Below are 17,951 nucleotides of genomic sequence, written 5' to 3' on the forward strand. Positions count from 1 at the left end.
GATCAAGCCTGAGCCCCGGCACAGGCATCATCGATATCGGCTTCCTCCACGCCTGCACTGTTATGGCGCAGCGCCTTGAGCACTGTCTCGACCATATGCTCGGCGTTGAGTCCGGCCTCATCATATTGCTTGTCCGGTGAATCCTGGTCCTGGAATGTGTCCGGCAGCCGCATGGTGCGCAGCTTGAGCCCGGCATCGATCAGCCCGGCATCCGAAGCCATGGTGAGCACATGCGCACCGAGACCGCCAACGGCTGCTTCTTCCACGGTGATGCAGACATCGTGACCGGTCAGCATCCTGGTGATCAGCTCTTCATCGAGCGGCTTGGCAAAGCGCAGATCGGCGACGCTGGTGGAGAGGCCTTTGGCATCGAGTGTATCGGCGGCCTTAAGCGCTTCGGAGAGGCGCGCGCCGAGCGACAATATCGCCACTTTCTTGCCCTCGCGAACGATGCGACCCTTGCCGATTTCCAGTTTTTCCGGGACCTTGGGCAGCGGAACGCCGGTACCAGCACCGCGCGGGTAGCGGAAGGCGATGGGGCCGTCATCATATTCGGCCGCAGTATAGGTCATATGCACCAGCTCGGCCTCGTCGCTCGGGGCCATTACCACCATATTGGGCAGGGTGGCGAGATAGGTGATATCGAACGAACCGGCATGGGTGCAACCATCGGCCCCGACCAGCCCGGCGCGGTCAATGGCAAAGCGTACAGGCAGGTTCTGGATCGCCACATCATGCACCACCTGGTCATAGGCACGCTGCAGGAAGGTCGAATAAATGGCAGCAAATGGCTTCATGCCCTGCGCCGCCAGACCGGCGGCAAAGGTCACGCCATGTTGCTCGGCAATGCCGACATCAAAGGCGCGATCAGGATGCGCCTTGGCAAATTTGTCGACGCCGGTTCCCGAAGGCATGGCGGCAGTGATGGCACAGATTTTCGGGTCGCTCTCGGCCAGCCTGGCCAGCGTCTCGCCGAAGACATTCTGATAGGCTGGTGGTCCACCACCTTTGCCCTTGTCCTGTTTGCCGGTGATGACGTCGAATTTGGCAACGCCATGATATTTGTCCGCCGATTCTTCGGCCGGAGCATAGCCCTTGCCCTTTTGCGTTACCACATGGATCAGGATCGGGCCTTCTTCGGCATCACGGACATTTTCGAGCACCGGGATCAGATGGTCGAGATTATGACCGTCAATCGGACCGACATAGTAAAAGCCGAGCTCCTCGAACAAGGTGCCGCCGGTGACCATGCCGCGCGTATGGCTTTCGGCCTTGGCGAGGCCCTTGTGAACCCGGCGCGAGATTTTCGAGGTCATCTTGCTGGCGAGCGAGCGCAGGCCCAGATATTCGCTGCTCGAGATCAGCCGGGCCAGATAGCCGGAAAGGCCACCTACGGGCGGTGCAATCGACATGTCATTGTCGTTGAGGATAACCACCAGGCGATTGCCTGCAGACTCGGCATTGTTCATCGCTTCATAGGCCATGCCGGCGGACATGGCACCATCGCCGATCACGGCAATGGCCTTGCCAGGCTGGTTGGCCATTTTGTTGGCGGTGGCGAAACCGAGCGCGGCGCTGATAGAGGTCGAGCTATGCGCTGCACCGAACGGATCATATTCGCTCTCGGTGCGCTTGGTAAAGCCGGACAGGCCGCCACCCTTGCGCAGGGTACGGATACGGTCACGCCGACCGGTGATGATCTTGTGCGGATAACATTGATGGCCGACATCCCAGACCAGTCGGTCGCGCGGCGTGTTGAAGACATAGTGGATGGCTGCGGTGAGCTCGACGACGCCGAGTCCGGCACCGAGATGCCCGCCGGTAACAGAGACCGCCGAGATGACCTCGCTGCGTAATTCATCGCAGAACTGGCGCAGCTGTTCCGGCTTGAGCCGGCGCAAATCCTCTGGATAGGTGACCTGGTCCAGCAGCGGAGTTTCGGCAAGAACGCCAGTCGGATTCGGGGTCACATTACTTTCGATCGTCATATGTTCGGATACACTTTCCGCCAGTTTCTCTCGGTTTTCGTGTCTATGCTTAGCGCGTTCATGCATGAATGTCGAACCCCAAGCCGACACCATGGCGCTACTCGACCTGTTCGTCTAGGCACTTGATAGCGCTGGAATATTCCTGTGATTGCCGGGTGCTGGGGCCTAACGGCACTTGCTGCAGCGACCGCGTACCTCGATTACCGGGCGGATATCCGCGAATCCCGCGTCGCTCGCCGCACCACGCACATGCGCGGCGACCTCGTCATCATCGAGGTGGACCACCGACTTGCAGATATCACAGACCATGAAGATGCAGTCGTGCAGACAATCGGGATGGCTGTTGGCGATATAGGCGTTGACGCTCTCCACCCGGCGGGCGAGATTGGTCTCCACAAAAAGGTCGAGGATGCGATAGACGCTATTGGGCGCAGCGCGTTTGCCGCGGCGCTGGCTCACCGCATCGGCAATGTCATAAGCGGAAGCGGGCTTGTCTATGGCCGCGAGTGCAGCAAAAACGGTGGCGCGCATCTCGGTCCAGCGCTCCCCCGATTCTTCCAGCCTGCGTTGCGCCGCTATCGCCAGATCAGCACCGTGATGCTCGCGGTGATCATGCGCCGCTTGGTGATCGCTTGTTTCTGAAGCAGTCTCTGTCATGCCCCTGATATAGGCGGTTTGCGCATGAGCGGCAACAATCTCGCATGCGCTGTCTGTGTCGCAGGCGTCTGTCAGTCTATTGCTGGGCTATGCGATGCGTCAGCCAAGGAGGAATGCATGACACCCAGACAGGTGGTTGAGGAATGGATCGACCCTCTGGGCCTGCGTGGCTGCGGCTTTTTCACTGTGCGTGAGGCAGGATCGCTTTTCAGCGAGGCTATTGGGATTGGCTGACCTTCTTGAAGATGCATGGCCTGCCCATAGAGACCTAGCCGCGCACCGGGTTGCGACGGTAATAGCGCGGAAACTTGGCCTTCAGATTGCTCACCTTGGGCCGGTCCCACCGCACGATATAGGGGTGGATCGGGTTCTTGAACATGAAGTCCTGATGATAGGTTTCGGCGGCGTAGAAGCCGGTATATTTCTCGATTTTCGTGACGATGGGTCTCGACCAGATTCTGGCGGCTTTGAGCTGGCTGATATAGGCGCGCGCGGCCTTGGCCTGCTCGGTGCTTAGCGGCACGATGGCGTTGCGGTAATGCGCACCGCGATCCGGGCCCTGGCGGTTGAGCTGTGTCGGGTCGGCAGTGACCGAGAAAAAGATGCGCAGCAAATCAGTATAGCGGATCTGGGTCGGGTCATAGACGATGCGAACCGCCTCGGCATGACGGGTCTTGCCATAGGCCACCAGATCATATTTTGCGGTCGATTTCTTGCCGCCGTGATAGCCGGATTTGACGCTGCGCACGCCTTTGACATGGCTGAACACGCCTTCGACGCCCCAGAAGCAGCCACCAGCGAATATCGCTACCTGCAGCTTTTTGGGTTCGCGTGCAGTCACCTTTGCCGCCGGTACATCATAGGCCTTTTCGGCCGCTACTGCCGGGGCACCGACAAGTGTCGGTGTCGCACTGAACAGCAGTGCCGTAGCGCCACCGGCCAGGGCCAGGGTAAGCGCCTTGTGTTTTGCGGGGCGTATGGTGGGCGAAATCGCGCTGTGCTTGCGTGCCATGATGAACTGCCCTTTTGCTGGCGTCAGGGGATCAGGAAAGGCGTTGCTGCACGTCGGTATAAACCGAGGCGATGTCCTGGGCAATTTCCGCACGGGTTTCGTGTGGCTGCAGCGCGAACAGCGCCGCCGCACCAATGGCGAAACCCATAACAAAATTGCGGATCATGTCGGATTTGAGGAAACTGGCCATCATCTTGTCTTTCGTTATCGCTATCGCCGCACAGCCTTTCCCCATGTTTCGCTGCCGGCATCGTTCCGGTTACACTGTCGGCAACTCCCAACCTCCTGCCGACATGATCATGCCTCTAACCCGAATCACCCTAAGCGGATGTGAACAAGCACACAGTGCGCTGTTCATCTTCGCGGCGGAATTATGGGCCACGGCCTGTCTCTGAGGCTGCATTTGGGTGTGCGGAACCGGAATGCCAATATATTTTGGCTTGGGCTTAGCCAAAAAAGACTTGTTTCATTGCGCCAGCCGGGCCGGGAGCAGACCACGCACCGAATTGCCGACAAAAAATCCATCGGCGAGGTCATCGAGGGTGACGTCGCCCTCGCAAGCCTTGCCGGATGTGAGCAATTCGGCACGCAATATGCCGGGCAACAGCCCCCGGCTGAGCGGAGGTGTCAGCAATTGTCCGTTACGCTCGGCAAAGACATGGGTGAAACTGCCCTCGGTGAGGAAGCCATTCGGGTCGGTGAACAGGATTTCGTCAACATCATGCGTGCGCTGCGCCGTTTTGCGGCTGTCATCGTAAAAGGCCCGGTCTGTGGTTTTGTGTTTCAGCCGGGGATCATCCGGATGCACCGGTAGTGGCTGGACTATTGCCTTTAGCGGGGCATCATCATCGCCCAGTGGTTCAAGCGGCGCGATATCGATGGCGATATTGCCGTGGCGGCTGACCATCAGCCGAATGCGCGAGGGTTGATCGAGATGGAAACAGGCGGCCTGTATGGTGTTACGCGTGGCATGGCGATCAAAGGCATAGGCCATTTGCTCGGCACTGGCTTTCATCCGCGCCAGATGCGCCTCGAGCCGGGCAATCCCGGTTCTGGGGTCGAGCGCCATGGTCTCGATCAGGTCGACCGTGCGCGCTGCATTCATCGCAAAAGCCCCCTTGTCCAGACATTCCCGGCGTTCCTGCGCCTCGTCGGAGTCAGCGACTATTCCTGACCCCAAGCCCAGCATCACTTTTTGCCGATGCGGCGAAAAATGCAAGGTGCGAATCGCGACGTTGAAGGCGGCACAGGGGCCATTGCCCGGTGTTGTCGCGTCGATCCGGCCAATCGCTCCGCAATAGATGCCGCGCGGCTCCGGCTCGATGGCATCAATCAGCTCCATCGCGCGAATCTTCGGGGCACCGGTGATCGAGCCACAGGGATAGATAGCCTGCAGGATATCGCTGATCCCTGCCTCTTCGGTCAGTTCTGCACGCACTGTCGATACCATCTGATGCACCGTCGGATAGTGCTCGACATGGAACAGGTCGGGCACGGTGACGCTTCCCGGTCTGGCAATGCGAGACAGATCGTTGCGCAGCAGATCGACGATCATCAGATTTTCCGCGCGGTTCTTGCTGTCGGCCGCGAAATGCGCCAGCGCCTTTGCCGCATCGTCGGGTCTGTCGGGACAGGCGGGCAGCGTGCCCTTCATCGGCCGGGCGGTAAGACGCCCCTGATGGCAGGTGAAAAACAGCTCGGGCGAGAGGCTCAGAAACCAGTTATCATCATGATGCACCAGCGCCGCATAACGGGCTGCGGCCGGCCGACGCAGGCAGTGATAAAGCGCTATCGGATCACCGGCAAAATGGGCGCTGGCGCGACCGGTCAGATTGGCTTGATAGATGTCGCCATCCCTGATCGCCTGCTGCAATGCCTGAAATGCCGAAGCATAATCCTCTGCGTCATCGGCCATGGCAAAGGCACCACTGCGGATTTTCTCGCCCCGGCTGGCGGTCTGCTGTCCGGCAAGCCAGCTGTCGACCGTATCGGGTGGCAGCGACTGATAATTCTCGAACAGCCCGAACCACATCAGCGGCGCCGCATCAGCCGAGGCATTGGCACGTGGCCGTTGCGCCAGCCTGGGCTCAAGCGCCAGCCCGGCCTCATAGCCCAGATAGCCTGCGGCATGCAGACCGTTCTGCGTCGCTTCTTCCAGCCGCTTCAATGCGGGAATGACATCCTGCGCCTGCCAGACGGCAATTTCTTCCACTGGTTGCCGATAGAGGCGGGCTGCCTGCGCACCCGATGCATCATCAAGCAGCACGAAGGGGGCATGGTCCTTGCGGTAGTGGGCGGGGCGATTGGCCATCACTGCGCCCTATACCCTGCCTTGCGTCATCCACAAGCAGCGCTGTGTCCGAAACATGCGGCAATGACTCTTGCGATATAGGGCGAATGACAGGTGCTGCGGCCCTAGAGACCGGCCTTGTCGAAACAGGCGCGCAGCTCCTCAACGAAAATATCGGGCCGTTCGAACGCGGCAAAATGGCCACCATGATCAGCCACCGACCAGTGGATGATGTTGCTGAAGCGCTTCTCGGCCCAGCGCCGTGATGTCTGGAACAGCTCCTTGGGGAAAATGGTGCCACCCATCGGCATGGTGATGGGCTCCATCGCATTGCCCCCGAAACTTTCCCAATAAAGCCTTGCCGAAGAGGCGGCGCTGCGGGTGAACCAGTATAGCGAGACATTGTCGAGCAGCCGGTCATAGCCGAATGCCGTGGCAATATCGTCACCGGCATCGGACCAGTTGCGGAACTTCTCCAATATCCACGCCATCTGCCCCACCGGCGAATCGGTCAGGGCATAGCCTATGGTCTGCGGCCGGGTGCTCTGTATCTTGGCATAGCCGCTGTCTTCACGGCGATACCATTGCAATCGCTCGAGTGCTGCCGCTTCGGCATTGGTCGGCTCACCGACGGTTTCCGGGTCGGGCGGGGCGAGTACCATATTACTATGGATTGCCGCCAGCGCGCCGCGATTCTGCCGAGCCATCTCCAGTGTAACCACCGAACCCCAGTCACCGCCCTGGGCGAAATAGCGGTCATAGCCCAGAGTGCGCATCAGCATGTCCCAGGCTTCGGCAATTTTGGCGATGTCCCAGCCGGGCTTTTTCGGCTTGCCCGAAAAGCCATAGCCCGGCAGCGAAGGTATCACGAGATGGAATGCCTGGTCGGCGCTGCCGCCATGATCTTCGGGCTGGGTCAGCGGCGCGATGACATCCATGAACTCCAGCACCGAACCGGGCCAGCCATGGGTCAGCAGCAATGGCCGCGCGTCGTCATGCGGCGAGCGGATATGCATGAAATGGATCGGCAGGCCGTCAATCTTGACGCGGAAATTGGGATGCGCGTTGAGCTCTTCCTCGCAATGGCGCCAGTCATAATAATCGCACCAATAGCTGAGGAAATCCCGGACGATGTCGAGCGGTATGCCCTGTTCCCACTGTTCCACCGTTTCGGCTTCGGGCAGGCGGGCATGGAATAGCCGGGCAATCAGATCATCGAGCGCTGGCTGCGCTATGGCGATGGTGAAGGGTTTGACGGGGCCTGTTTTCATAGCGCATCACCACAGAAACCGGATATGGAGACCAGGCTGCACCAGAGCGGTGCAGCGAGAGGAACACTTGCTACTTAAAAGGAATTTATCAGTATTGGCAATGCCATAACACGCGTCAGACAGGCTTTGCTCCGGATCCGCGGCCGCCACGCTGGGCATATTCCTGGGTGCCGATCTGATAGACACGATCGCAGTCAAGCACCGCCTGATTGGCATAGGTGAAACCGGGGCCGAGGCGTTCATACAGATCGTTGAAATCGCGCTCTACCGTCATGTGAAACAGCTCGCTAAAGCTCTCAATGACAAAATAGGTCGGCTGCAGGTCGGAGATGGTATAATCGGTGCGCACCACCCGGTCGACATCGAGATGGATGCGATTGGGGGACTTGGCTTCGACCGCGAAGACCGCCTCGGTTGGTCCCGACAAAATGCCCGCGCCATAGGATCGCATCTCGCCTTCCTCGCAGATCAGGCCAAACTCGACCGTATACCAGTAAAGCGCGGAGAGCGCCTTGAGACGGTTATATTTCAGCGCCTTCCAGCCGGCACGGCCATAAGCCTCCATATAATCGGCGAACACCGGATCGGTAAGCAACGGCACATGGCCAAAGACGTCATGGAAGACATCGGGTTCCTGAATATAGTGGAACGTCTCACGGGTGCGGATGAAATTGCCCGCGGGGAAGCGGCGATTGGCAAGGTGCCAGAAGAAAACATGATCGGGGATCAGCATCGGCACTGGCACCACTTCCCAGCCGGTAATGCCTTTCAGTTCCTCGCTCATTTCGGCGAAATCGGGGACGCCGCCGCGCCCGAGGTCGAGCCTTTCCAGGCCCTGCATGAAAGCGGTGCATGCACGGCCGGGCAGGATATCCATTTGCTGCGCGAACAGGTCGTCCCAAATGCCATGCTCTTCGATAGTGTAGACACGCTGTTGCGGCTCCAGCCAGTCGGCACCCAGCCCAGCAGGTTTGGCCAGCGGTGCAATGAATACGTCGTCGGGCAGTTCGGGTATGGCCGATACGTCGATATCGCCATGGGTGTTATCGTCAGGGTTGATCAGCAGCTGTTCCATATGTGTTGTCTCTGATGCGTGTCGCAATGTTATATGAGAATATAGAACATTATGCGCCGTTTCGCACATTATTTGTGTTTCGGTCTTTTATGCGCCCGGCCTGCGGAGGCGATCAGCATTGAAGGCAAGAGAGCGATCTAGTTCTTCCACCAGCGTTGCAGTCCGCAATGATTGCATATGGTCAGCCGACGATAGCCGGTGGTCACCAGTCCGGCGTCGATCAGCTTGTTCAACGCCTTGCCGAGCCCGACACGCGATACCGCCATATCCTCGGCCAGGGCCTGCTGGGTGATGGTGATACTGTCGCCATCAGCTCGGGTGCGGGCGGTGAGTGCTTTCGCAATGCGCTGGTCCAGCGACAATTGGCGCTGATCGTCGAGCAGTGTGAGAGCACGGAAAAGCTGTCGTGTCAGATGCCGCAAAATATGTTTGCGCAGGTCCGGCATGCTGTCCATCAGTCGCTCCAGCGCTGCCGCCGGGATCAGCCGCACCCGCGTCTCGCCCATGGCTTCGGCATCATAGGCACGCGGCAGCTCGCCAAAAACGGTGAACTCGCCATAGGCATCATCGGCCTGCAATGTCGTCAGCGCCGCTATCGCGCCTTCCCTGTCGACACGGGTGAAACGCACCGCGCCGCGCTCAATCACCGACAGCCCTATGCTCTTGTCACCACGCCGATGCAGGGCTGCACCATCGGCATAGTCGCGTGCCTGACCGGCAGCGGCGACGGCGGCGCGCAAATCATCGGGCAGCGAGCCGAAAAAGCTCTGCAACTGCAGCGGTATCGCGGTTGATCGGCTGTCTTCCATATATGAAATGTAAACTGGTTGGTATTTTTGAGCAAGAAGCTGATTAAAATCATCATCCACGGGAGAGCGATAATGACGAATGACAAGCTGGCGATATTGGCTATCTTTATCTTCTTCGCGGTGATGGAAGCCATTCGCGGTGGCTTCTGGCGCAAGCCGGAGCAGCGCACCAAAGATGCTATTGTCGAAGCCGTGAGCACGGTGACACTCATCGGCTTCACCCAGCCGATGATATTGCTCGCCAGCTTTACGGCGACGGCCTGGGCTTTCCCCGATGCGAAGGACGCGCTTATCGGCCTGCCGATCCTTCTCCAGATCGGCTTGCTGCTGATCGGTGATGATATGACACAATATTGGTGGCATCGACTGTCACATACCACGCCCTGGCTCTATAAACTGCATCGGCCGCATCATGATGCGCGCTATATGAGCGTACGCATCGTCTACCGCAACAACCTGTTCTACTATGCCATGATGCCAGGTCTGTGGATTTCCGGTGCGCTGATCTATCTCGGTCTCGGCTGGGTCTATGCCGGTTATATCGTCATCAAAATGGCGGTGATTATTGGCGCGCACAGCACCTTTCGCTGGGACGAGAAGCTGTACCGGATCGGCTGGCTGTCACCGGTAATGTGGCTGGTGGAGCGGATGATCTCCACACCGGCAACCCATGCTGCCCATCATGGCCGCCATGCCAGCGATCCCGCGACCCATTATAAGGGGAATTACGGCAATCTTCTGTTCTTCTGGGACGTGCTGTTCGGTACCGCGCGGATCACCCGCAATTATCCCGAGCTGTACGGAGTGGAGAATCTGCCCGATGTCGGAGTCGGTGAACAGCTGCTCTGGCCTCTGGTTCGCGGTTCCGTGAAGAATGCAGATGCGGCTGTCGCTACGCCTGCGGAATAAAGCCTGGCCTTAGCCAATCTTCCTTGGCCGTCCAATCATGTCGGGCTTGCATTCCAGCGCAGCGCGATCCCAACCGCCGGTCTCGGCTGCTGCCAGATAGGTGGCCTGCAGGAAATCGAGCAATATTTGCTCCGGGTCGGCGGCGGTGCGTACCGCATCATAGGGCAGGATATATTCCCCCAGAGCCTCATCGAAAAAGATCGGCGCATCATCCTTGATATAGTCTTTAAAGCCGTCAGGAGTGGGATAGGCATAGCTGTAAAATGCCGGATAATCCAAGCCGCCACCCCCGGCCCAGAAACCGGCTGAACTGACCTCATGCGAATAGGCCTCACGGGTGACCGGGTCGGGCAGATGGGGTATGCCGCCGGGATGTACCGGAGCTGCACGCCCGGAAAAACGCGTCACCGCCAGATCCATGCTGCCCCAGAACAGATGCACCGGGCTGACCTTGCCGAGAAAGCCGGTGCGGAACTGGTGGAAGACCTGATCAATTGCCAGTAGCGCGCGCCAATAGTCATGCGCGGCTTCGGGTTCATAGCTGCCCAGCGCGGTCTGTTGCACAAAGGGCACCGCTTCGGGCAGTTCATTGGGTGCGCCGTGAAAACGGCTCGGTGCGCCGATGGCATCCAGTGCTGCGATAAAATGGCCGTGAAACTCGGCAACCGATTGCGGATGCAGTGTCAGCGCTTCGATATCACCACTGGTCGAGCGGATGACCAGCCGATGGTCAAAAAAGTCAAAATCCACGGTATAAACGGCGTCCGGACCGGGAATAGGTGACGTCGTCAGGCCGCGCGATGTGACATAGAAGGTCGCGTGCCAGCTATGGTTGACCCAGGGCGTCAGCGCCAGCCGGAATTTCCCCACGATCTGCAACCACATATGCAGGCTCTCGCCAGTGGCTTTCCAGGACTGATAGGGAATGTCTGGCCAATTCTGCACGATGCTGATCCCTTTTGCTGCACATATGAAAATGTCATGCAGATGGATAAACGGTCAGATCGCAATGTGAAGCTGAAATCTGGAGCGGGCGAAGAGATTCGAACTCTCGACCCCAACCTTGGCAAGGTTGTGCTCTACCCCTGAGCTACGCCCGCTCGGCGGCTGATTATTGATACCAGTTAACTGGCCCATCAGCAGGTGAGGCGCGCGGTTAGCATGCGTTTTCATGGGCCGCAAGAGGCTTTTTGCAGCTTTGCCTCGATAATCCGACCGATATTTCCGTCGGCAATATCACGGCTCATGACAAATCCGGGCTTGGCATTGCCCGCCGGGCACCCAAAATGATAGGACAGCATGAAAAGCCATTGCCCGGGTCATGACAATTGCGACTGACATAGCGGGAAACAGACAAAGGATAGACTCTTGGCCACTCTCGGACTGACCGGCGACCAGCAGCAAGCCGTGGAAGAATTCAAGCGCGACATTGTCGAGCCATCGATGACCAGGCTGGTCATACTCGACTTCTGGGCCGAATGGTGCGGCCCGTGCAAGGCGCTGACCCCGGTTCTGGAAAAGGTCGCCGCCGACTATGCCGACAAGGGCGTGGTGCTGGCCAAGATCAATGTCGATGAAAACAAGTTCATCGCCAGCCAGTTTCAGGTGCAGTCCATCCCGACCGTCTACGCGATTTTCCAGGGCCAGCCGGTGGCCAATCTCACCAATGCCCGCAGTGAAAGCCAAGTAAAGGGCGCACTGGATCAGTTGCTTGCCAAGCTGCCGATCGACGCGGGTGGTGCCAGCGAGCAGCAGGATATCGAACCGCTACTGGCCATGGGCGAGGAGGTTCTGGCCGGTGGTGACGCCAATCGCGCCGCCGGTATTTTCGGCCAGATTGTCGAGATGCAGCCGCAAAGCGATGCCGCCGTCAGCGGTCTGGCCCGGGCGCTGATCGCGGATAAGCGCCTCAACGAAGCGAAGGCCATTCTCGCGGCACTGCCTGAAGATCAGCGCGGCAGTGAAGCGGTCAAGCGCGCGCTTTCAGTGCTGGCCCTGGCCGAGGATGGTGCCGCCGATCATGGCAGCACCGATGTGCTGGCGCAGCAGCTGCAGCGCGAACCCGATAACCATGCGGTTCGGCTGGATTATGCCAATGCACTGTGGGGTGCCGGTGATCGCGATGGCGCTGTCGAACAACTGCTGACCATTGTCCGGGCTGACAGGGACTGGAATGAAGGCGCCGCACGCCAGCGGCTGCTGCAGATTTTCGAGGCGGTCGGTCTGGAGGACGAATGGGTCGCCGGAGCGCGGCGCAAGCTTTCCGCGGCGCTATTCGGGTGAGCGTCGTGACGGCACAGCGAATCTCGATCTTCCCGCTACCCGGTGTCATCCTGTTTCCGGGACTGCAACTGCCGCTGCACATGTTCGAACCGCGCTACCGCGCGATGGTCAGCGATGCCATGGCGCGCGACCGCCAGATCGGCATGATCCAGCCGCGCGAACCGGAGCGTGAAGGAGAGCCGCCGGCGCTGTTCGAAATGGGTTGTCTCGGGCGCATTGCCGATGTCGAGGCGCTCGATGACGGACGCTATAATGTGCTGCTCGATGGCGTTGCCCGCTTTCGCCTGATCCGTGAACTCGATGTCACCACTCCGTTCCGCCAGGTTGAGGGAGAGCTGATTGCGGAGCCGGAAGAGGCGCTGGCGAGTGCCGAGCGCGCGGCGCTGGAGCAGGAGGCAAAGCGCTTCGCCAATGCCCAGGGGTACAGCGTCGATTGGGATTCGGTGGCGCGGCTCGACGATGTGTCGATGGTCAATGGCGTTGCCCAGATCGCCCCATTCGACAGCGCCGCGAAACAGGCGTTGCTGGAGGCCGAAACGCTGTCACAGCGGACCGAGCTGCTGATCCAGCTGATGCAATTTTTCGCCCGACGCGATCGCGACGAGGATAGCGTTACCCTGCAATGATGCAGGTTCAGGCGAAACTCGCCTTGAGACCATCGATAACGAATTGTGCCGCCAGTGCGGCCAGGATGACGCCGAGCAGCCGCGTGATCACCGTTTCGAGCCGCTGCCCCATCAGTTGCAATAGCGGCCCTGCGGCGAGCAGCGCCAGCAGTGTAAGCACCAGCACCGCGAGCAACGCGCCGCCGATCACCAGATGCTGCTCCAGGGTCGAATATTCGTTGAACAACAGCATGATGGTGGCAATCGAGCCGGGACCGGCGATCATCGGCATCGCCATCGGAAAGACCGAGACATCCTCGACTTCTGCATCATCGACAACCTGCTGGGCGCGATCCTCGCGTCGCTGGGTACGTTTTTCGAACACCATTTCCAGCGCGATAATGAACAGCATGATGCCACCGGCGATGCGGAAACTGTCGAGGGTGATTCCCAGCGCGCCAAGCAGATTGTTGCCGAACACGGCAAAGACGCCGAGAATCACCGAGGAAATGACGATTGCCCGCACCGCCATGTCGCGGCGTGCCTTGGCCGATGCGGCACCGGTCATGCTGGCATAGATTGGCGCACAGCCTGGCGGGTCGATCACCACGAAGAAGGTGACAAAGGCGGAGATAAAGAGCTCGAGCATTTACGCTCCCTTCGGGTCCGCCAGAGCGGGGTCGTCGAGCCCGGCGCGGCGGCAGGCGGCGACCAGCGTATTGCGCATCAGACAGGCAATGGTCATCGGCCCGACGCCACCGGGAACCGGCGTAATTGCGGCGACATTGGCGCCCAGCGCTTCCTCGGTTGCAACGTCGCCGACCAGTCGGCCCTTCTCCGCCCCCTGGGTGGGCGGCAGACGGTTGATGCCGATATCGATGACGACTGCGCCCGGCTTCAGCCAGTCGCCGCGTACCATTTCGGGCCTGCCGACAGCGGCGACCACGATATCGGCACGGCGCACAACATCAGCGAGGTTGCGGGTACGGCTATGCGCCAGGGTGACGGTGCAATTCTCGTTGAGCAGCAGCTGGGCCATCGGCTTGCCGACGATATTGGAGCGCCCAACCACCACCGCGTCGAGACCGCTCAGATCTCCGAGACGGTGTTTCAGCAGCATCAGGCTACCCAGCGGGGTGCAGGGTATCATCGCCTCTTCCCCCACCGCCAGCCGACCGGCATTGATGACATGGAAACCATCGACATCCTTGTCCGGATCAATGGCCGCGATTACCGCCTTGTCGTCAATATGATCGGGCAGAGGCAACTGTACCAATATGCCATCAACAGTATTGTCCTGGCTGAGCTGCCCGATTAGTGCCAGCAGTTCCTGCTGCGATACGCTGCTGTCGAGGCGATGTTCGAAGCTCTCCATTCCGGCCGCAACTGTCGCCTTGTGCTTGGAGCGGACATAAACGGCGCTGGCCGGATCATCGCCGACGAGCACCACGGCGAGCCCGGGCGCGCGGTCGGTCGCGGCACGAAAGGCGGGGACTGCATCGGCTACGGACTGCCGCAATGTAGCAGCAAAGGCCTTGCCATCGATAATCTGAGGCTGATCCCCAGCCATATGCTCCCCCACCCCTTGAAATAAGCCCGTTTCCGAGCGCGTCCTACATCGTCTGCAATGCCATATGCACCAGCACGCGCTGCAGGATATTGAGCCCGATGATGAGCACCAGCGGAGAGAAATCCAGCGCTCCGGTATCCGGGAGAATCGCGCGTATCGGGCGTAATATCGGGTCGAGTATCATGTTCAGCGAGGAATAGATGGCAGAGACTGCCTGATTGTTCATCGAGATGACATTGAACATGATCAGCAGGCCGATGATGAACTGGACGATGACAATCGTCACCAGCACATTCATCAATATCGACAGGATTTCTATCATTAGCAGCATTATCATTCACTCCCTGGCGGGGATATCGCGAGTGCGGGGATGGCTGTAAAGCCTCTAGCGCATGGCCGCCAACAGGTTTCAGGTGTCTTGCCCTGCTAATACCCCTTAGTGATGCAGCTGCAAAGGTGCAATGGCGATACGCCGCTTTTTCGACAAACGCCGCCATGGCCATAGCCGGTGCGATCAGGATCGGCGTATCAGCGTGCCTATGCCCTGTTCGGTAAAGAATTCCAGCAACATGGCGTGCGGCACCCGCCCATCGAGAATGACAGCGGCATCGACACCCTCATCCACCGCTCTGGTGCAGGTTTCCAGCTTGGGGATCATGCCACCGCTGATAGTGCCTTCCCGGGTCAGTTGCTCCACTGCGCCCAGATCCAGTTCGGCTATCAGCGCGCCCTCGCTGTCGAGCACGCCGGGCACATCGGTCAGCAGGAAAAGTCGTGCAGCATCCATTGCCGCCGCGACAGCTCCGGCCATAGTATCGGCATTGATATTGTAGGTGGCGCCATCATCGCCAATGCCGATCGGTGCGATTACCGGGATCATATCGGCACCGCTCAACGCTTCGAGCACATCCGGGTCGACATGCTCCGGTTCACCGACAAAGCCAAGATCGACAATGCGCTCGATATTGCTGTCGGGGTCGCGGCGGGTGCGGCGCATCTTGCGGGCGCGAACAAAATGGCCGTCCTTGCCGCTGATGCCGATGGCGCGGCCGCCGGCATCGCCAATCCACCCGACCAGCTCCTTGTTGATCGCGCCGGACAACACCATCTCGGCAATCTCTGCGGTGGCCCTGTCGGTGACGCGCAGGCCATCGACAAAGGTGCTCTCCACGCCGACCCGGGCCAGCATCGCCCCGATTTGCGGTCCGCCGCCATGGACCACCACCGGGTTGATGCCAACCGCCTTGAGCAGCACCACATCCTCGGCAAAGGCGCGCGCCAGTTCTGCATCACCCATGGCATGGCCGCCATATTTGACCACAAAGGTTTCGCCGGCATAGCGCTGGAGATAGGGCAGGGCCTCGGTTAGCGTCTCTGCCTTGGCAAGCAGCGCCGGGTCGTGATGGGTATCGGTCATGCCGCGTCAATCCTTTTGCCCAGCCTGACGATGAACACGATCAGCAGCGGGACTACGATCATCGCCAGCACGACCTTGGCGATGGCTTGGCCGACAAGAAGGTCCATGATAGGGAACTCGCCATAAAATGAGCCGGTGATAAAGATGATGGTATCGACAAGCTGCGACAATACACCGGCGATAACCCCGCGCAATGCGATCCAGTTGCCGGTCGCTGCCGTTAGCCGGGAGAAAAGGTAAACGTTGAGGAACTGGCCGACACCATAGGCTGCAATTCCGGCTATCCAGATACGCGGTGTGGCCATCATGATGGTGTTGAAGGCTTCGAGCCGCACAGGATCATTCTCCGCTTCCGGAAGTGCGAGTACGAAAAGCGTCAGGATGATCGAGAAGATCAGTGGTGCAAAGCCGAATGCCACTAGCTTGTTGGCTGCTGCCCGGCCATGCAGTTCGGCTACCGCGCTGGAGAGCATGACGAGAATGATAAAAGCAAAGATACCGGCCTCTACTTCGAGCGGGCCAAGGGTCACCTGCTTGTTGGCGAGTATGCCGGCAAGGCACACCATGCCGCCATAGAATACCGAAAAGGCAAAGAGCGAGCGCGGAATTGCTCCATTCGCGGATGAAGGCGATGCTGTGGTTGCAGCAGGTGTTGCGGCTGTTGCTTGGTCACTCATGACAGCGCGTTATCGGCTTTTTTTGCGCTGGGGAAGGGTCAAGATCAGGGTTTCACCGGGGAAAATCGCTCTATGCGCGCTTCCCCAAGTGGTGCTTTGCCGCTAACGCTAAGCTCCGGGCGCATCTGCCAAGGGGATAATCACGCATGACAGGACCGCTGCTCTCGCTGGCCGGGATGGTGCTGATTCTCGGCATAGCCTTGCTGCTGTCGCATAATCGCCGCCATATCCGGTTGCGCGTTGTCGCCGCCGCTTTCGGGCTGCAGGCCGGGATTGCGCTGCTGGTGCTCTATGTGCCGGCGGGCAAGGCAGTGATCCAGGGCATGGCCAATGGGGTCTCGCAGCTTCTGAGCTATGCCGCTGCCGGGACGAACTTCATCTTCGGTCCGCTGGCGACGCCGGAGATTGGCGGCAACAGCTTCGCCATTGCTGCATTGCCGGTGATTATCTTTTTCTCCTCGCTGGTGTCGATCCTCTATTATCTCAGGATCATGCAGCTGGTGATCAAATGGGTCGGGGGCGCGATCGAGAAAGTCACCGGCATCTCCAAGGTGGAATCGCTGTGCGCTGCCGCGAATATCTTTGTTGGCCAGTCCGAATCTCCGCTGGTGATTCGTCCCTATCTTGCCAGCCTGACTCCGGCGCAGCTGTTCACCGTGATGAGCGTCGGCATGGCCGGTGTCGCCGGCACCATCCTCGCCGCCTATGCTGCGATGGGTATTCGCATCGATTATCTGCTGGCCGCAGCCTTTATGTCGGCGCCGGGCGGTATCGTCATGGCCAAGATCATCATGCCCGACGACCCGCAGGACCTGGCCGATGCGCCGCCGCTGGCGCTGGATGTCGAATATGAGGAGGAGACGCCGGCCAATCTCATCATGGCGGCCAGCATGGGGGCGCAGACAGGGGTCAAGCTGGCGGTCATGGTCGGGGCCATGGTGCTGGCCTTTGTCGCGCTCGTCGCGATGGCCAATGGGATATTGGGCGGGGTCGGCGGCTGGTTCGGTTATCCCGATCTCAGTTTTCAGGAGATTGTCGGCTATATTTTTGCGCCGATCATGTATCTGATCGGTGTGCCCTGGGAAGAGGCGCTGCAGGCCGGTGGCCTGTTCGGCACCAAGGTGGTTCTCAACGAATTTGTCGCCTTTATCGATCTCGGCAATGCGAGCGGACTGTCACCGGCATCGGTGGCGATTGTCACCTTTGCTCTATGTGGTTTCGCCAATCTCTCATCGATTGCGATCCAGATGGCGGTCACAGGGGGGCTTGCCCCCAATCAGCGTCCGATGATTGCAAAAATGGGGCTGAAGGCGCTGGCAGCGGGATCACTCGCCAATCTGATGAGCGCTGCGCTGGCGGGGTTGTTCCTGTCACTGGGCTAGTAGCGA

General features: G+C 59.5%; 18 protein-coding genes, 1 tRNA gene and 1 pseudogene. 5 read left to right on the forward strand and 15 right to left on the reverse strand.

The annotated features are described in order from the left end of the window. Nucleotides 1-2: 2 nt before the first annotated feature. Both dxs and AAFX04_14475 read right to left on the reverse strand, forming a co-directional pair. Nucleotides 3-1,988, reverse strand: coding sequence for a 1-deoxy-D-xylulose-5-phosphate synthase (dxs, locus tag AAFX04_14470; GenBank protein MEO1046639.1), 1,986 nt, complete (start codon nt 1,986-1,988; stop codon nt 3-5). 165 nt (nt 1,989-2,153) lie between these two features. Then, on the reverse strand, nt 2,154-2,645 hold the full coding sequence (locus tag AAFX04_14475; protein MEO1046640.1) for a transcriptional repressor: 492 nt from the start codon (nt 2,643-2,645) through the stop codon (nt 2,154-2,156). A 135-nt stretch (nt 2,646-2,780) separates the two neighbouring features. Here AAFX04_14475 and AAFX04_14480 point away from each other — a divergent pair. Continuing rightward, nucleotides 2,781-2,917, forward strand: a pseudogene (locus AAFX04_14480) (steroid delta-isomerase). Here AAFX04_14480 and msrA read toward each other — a convergent pair. The 6 genes from msrA to AAFX04_14510 all read right to left on the reverse strand — a co-directional run bounded on the left by msrA (nt 2,914) and on the right by AAFX04_14510 (nt 9,102). Continuing rightward, the gene (gene msrA / locus AAFX04_14485; GenBank protein MEO1046641.1) at nt 2,914-3,657 is read right to left on the reverse strand and encodes a peptide-methionine (S)-S-oxide reductase MsrA; all 744 of its coding nucleotides are present in this window, start codon (nt 3,655-3,657) and stop codon (nt 2,914-2,916) included. The pseudogene AAFX04_14480 and the gene msrA overlap by 4 nt on opposite strands. A gap of 31 nt (nt 3,658-3,688) precedes the next feature. Beyond that, complete coding sequence (locus AAFX04_14490) at nt 3,689-3,892, reverse strand: hypothetical protein (GenBank protein ID MEO1046642.1); 204 nt, start codon at nt 3,890-3,892, stop codon at nt 3,689-3,691. Nucleotides 3,893-4,123: 231 nt separating this feature from the next. Beyond that, nucleotides 4,124-5,968: an aminodeoxychorismate synthase component I gene (pabB, locus tag AAFX04_14495; protein ID MEO1046643.1), complete on the reverse strand. Its 1,845-nt coding sequence runs from the start codon at nt 5,966-5,968 to the stop codon at nt 4,124-4,126. Nucleotides 5,969-6,072: 104 nt separating this feature from the next. Further along, nucleotides 6,073-7,218, reverse strand: coding sequence for an epoxide hydrolase family protein (locus AAFX04_14500; protein MEO1046644.1), 1,146 nt, complete (start codon nt 7,216-7,218; stop codon nt 6,073-6,075). Nucleotides 7,219-7,333: 115 nt separating this feature from the next. Next, nucleotides 7,334-8,224: a phenylalanine 4-monooxygenase gene (phhA, locus tag AAFX04_14505; GenBank protein ID MEO1046645.1), complete on the reverse strand. Its 891-nt coding sequence runs from the start codon at nt 8,222-8,224 to the stop codon at nt 7,334-7,336. Nucleotides 8,225-8,430: 206 nt separating this feature from the next. Next, entirely contained in the window at nt 8,431-9,102 is a 672-nt protein-coding gene (locus AAFX04_14510; protein ID MEO1046646.1) for a Crp/Fnr family transcriptional regulator, read from the reverse strand. Between the two features lie 72 nt (nt 9,103-9,174). On the opposite strand from AAFX04_14510, the gene AAFX04_14515 reads away from it, so the two are divergent. Beyond that, a complete protein-coding gene (locus AAFX04_14515) occupies nt 9,175-10,011 on the forward strand; it encodes a sterol desaturase family protein (GenBank protein ID MEO1046647.1) in 837 nt (278 codons plus the stop codon). Between the two features lie 9 nt (nt 10,012-10,020). Here the strand turns inward: AAFX04_14515 and AAFX04_14520 are convergent, their stop codons facing one another. Continuing rightward, nucleotides 10,021-10,956, reverse strand: a complete 936-nt coding sequence (locus AAFX04_14520; GenBank protein ID MEO1046648.1) for a DUF5996 family protein — start codon at nt 10,954-10,956, stop codon at nt 10,021-10,023. A gap of 80 nt (nt 10,957-11,036) precedes the next feature. After that, a tRNA-Gly gene (locus tag AAFX04_14525) sits at nt 11,037-11,111 on the reverse strand. A gap of 268 nt (nt 11,112-11,379) precedes the next feature. On the opposite strand from AAFX04_14525, the gene AAFX04_14530 reads away from it, so the two are divergent. Continuing rightward, nucleotides 11,380-12,294 (forward strand): tetratricopeptide repeat protein, encoded by a 915-nt coding sequence (locus AAFX04_14530; protein MEO1046649.1) that lies wholly within the window; start codon nt 11,380-11,382, stop codon nt 12,292-12,294. Then, nucleotides 12,291-12,920, forward strand: a complete 630-nt coding sequence (locus AAFX04_14535; GenBank protein ID MEO1046650.1) for an LON peptidase substrate-binding domain-containing protein — start codon at nt 12,291-12,293, stop codon at nt 12,918-12,920. Before AAFX04_14530 ends, AAFX04_14535 begins: the two co-directional genes overlap by 4 nt. Nucleotides 12,921-12,927: 7 nt before the next feature. On the opposite strand, the gene AAFX04_14540 is transcribed toward AAFX04_14535, so the two are convergent. The 5 genes from AAFX04_14540 to AAFX04_14560 form a co-directional block, all read right to left on the reverse strand. Next, nucleotides 12,928-13,548: a MarC family protein gene (locus tag AAFX04_14540; GenBank protein MEO1046651.1), complete on the reverse strand. Its 621-nt coding sequence runs from the start codon at nt 13,546-13,548 to the stop codon at nt 12,928-12,930. Then, the gene (folD, locus tag AAFX04_14545; protein ID MEO1046652.1) at nt 13,549-14,469 is read right to left on the reverse strand and encodes a bifunctional methylenetetrahydrofolate dehydrogenase/methenyltetrahydrofolate cyclohydrolase FolD; all 921 of its coding nucleotides are present in this window, start codon (nt 14,467-14,469) and stop codon (nt 13,549-13,551) included. A gap of 43 nt (nt 14,470-14,512) precedes the next feature. After that, nucleotides 14,513-14,800, reverse strand: a complete 288-nt coding sequence (locus AAFX04_14550; protein ID MEO1046653.1) for a YggT family protein — start codon at nt 14,798-14,800, stop codon at nt 14,513-14,515. 183 nt (nt 14,801-14,983) lie between these two features. Further along, nucleotides 14,984-15,886, reverse strand: a complete 903-nt coding sequence (gene argB, locus AAFX04_14555; GenBank protein ID MEO1046654.1) for an acetylglutamate kinase — start codon at nt 15,884-15,886, stop codon at nt 14,984-14,986. Then, nucleotides 15,883-16,563 carry a queuosine precursor transporter gene (locus AAFX04_14560; GenBank protein ID MEO1046655.1) on the reverse strand — a complete coding sequence of 227 codons (681 nt, stop codon included), beginning with the start codon at nt 16,561-16,563 and terminating at the stop codon, nt 15,883-15,885. Before AAFX04_14560 ends, argB begins: the two co-directional genes overlap by 4 nt. 146 nt (nt 16,564-16,709) lie before the next feature. On the opposite strand from AAFX04_14560, the gene AAFX04_14565 reads away from it, so the two are divergent. Beyond that, nucleotides 16,710-17,945 carry a NupC/NupG family nucleoside CNT transporter gene (locus AAFX04_14565; GenBank protein MEO1046656.1) on the forward strand — a complete coding sequence of 412 codons (1,236 nt, stop codon included), beginning with the start codon at nt 16,710-16,712 and terminating at the stop codon, nt 17,943-17,945. The last annotated feature ends 6 nt before the right edge of the window (nt 17,946-17,951 follow it).

The sequence above is a fragment of the Pseudomonadota bacterium genome (genome assembly GCA_039818985.1).
GTDB lineage: Bacteria > Pseudomonadota > Alphaproteobacteria > Sphingomonadales > Sphingomonadaceae > Alterisphingorhabdus.

Excerpts from the sequence above, each read along its gene's own strand:
- AAFX04_14560 (MEO1046655.1), bottom strand. The coding sequence starts at position 16,563 with ATGAGTGACCAAGCAACAGCCGCAACACCTGCTGCAACCACAGCATCG.
- AAFX04_14510 (MEO1046646.1), bottom strand. The coding sequence starts at position 9,102 with ATGGAAGACAGCCGATCAACCGCGATACCGCTGCAGTTGCAGAGCTTT.
- msrA (MEO1046641.1), bottom strand. The coding sequence starts at position 3,657 with ATGGCACGCAAGCACAGCGCGATTTCGCCCACCATACGCCCCGCAAAA.
- folD (MEO1046652.1), bottom strand. The coding sequence starts at position 14,469 with ATGGCTGGGGATCAGCCTCAGATTATCGATGGCAAGGCCTTTGCTGCT.
- pabB (MEO1046643.1), bottom strand. The coding sequence starts at position 5,968 with ATGGCCAATCGCCCCGCCCACTACCGCAAGGACCATGCCCCCTTCGTG.
- AAFX04_14515 (MEO1046647.1), top strand. The coding sequence starts at position 9,175 with ATGACGAATGACAAGCTGGCGATATTGGCTATCTTTATCTTCTTCGCG.
- AAFX04_14540 (MEO1046651.1), bottom strand. The coding sequence starts at position 13,548 with ATGCTCGAGCTCTTTATCTCCGCCTTTGTCACCTTCTTCGTGGTGATC.
- argB (MEO1046654.1), bottom strand. The coding sequence starts at position 15,886 with ATGACCGATACCCATCACGACCCGGCGCTGCTTGCCAAGGCAGAGACG.
- AAFX04_14565 (MEO1046656.1), top strand. The coding sequence starts at position 16,710 with ATGACAGGACCGCTGCTCTCGCTGGCCGGGATGGTGCTGATTCTCGGC.
- AAFX04_14490 (MEO1046642.1), bottom strand. The coding sequence starts at position 3,892 with ATGGGGAAAGGCTGTGCGGCGATAGCGATAACGAAAGACAAGATGATG.
- AAFX04_14475 (MEO1046640.1), bottom strand. The coding sequence starts at position 2,645 with ATGACAGAGACTGCTTCAGAAACAAGCGATCACCAAGCGGCGCATGAT.
- AAFX04_14550 (MEO1046653.1), bottom strand. The coding sequence starts at position 14,800 with ATGCTGCTAATGATAGAAATCCTGTCGATATTGATGAATGTGCTGGTG.
- AAFX04_14500 (MEO1046644.1), bottom strand. The coding sequence starts at position 7,218 with ATGAAAACAGGCCCCGTCAAACCCTTCACCATCGCCATAGCGCAGCCA.
- dxs (MEO1046639.1), bottom strand. The coding sequence starts at position 1,988 with ATGACGATCGAAAGTAATGTGACCCCGAATCCGACTGGCGTTCTTGCC.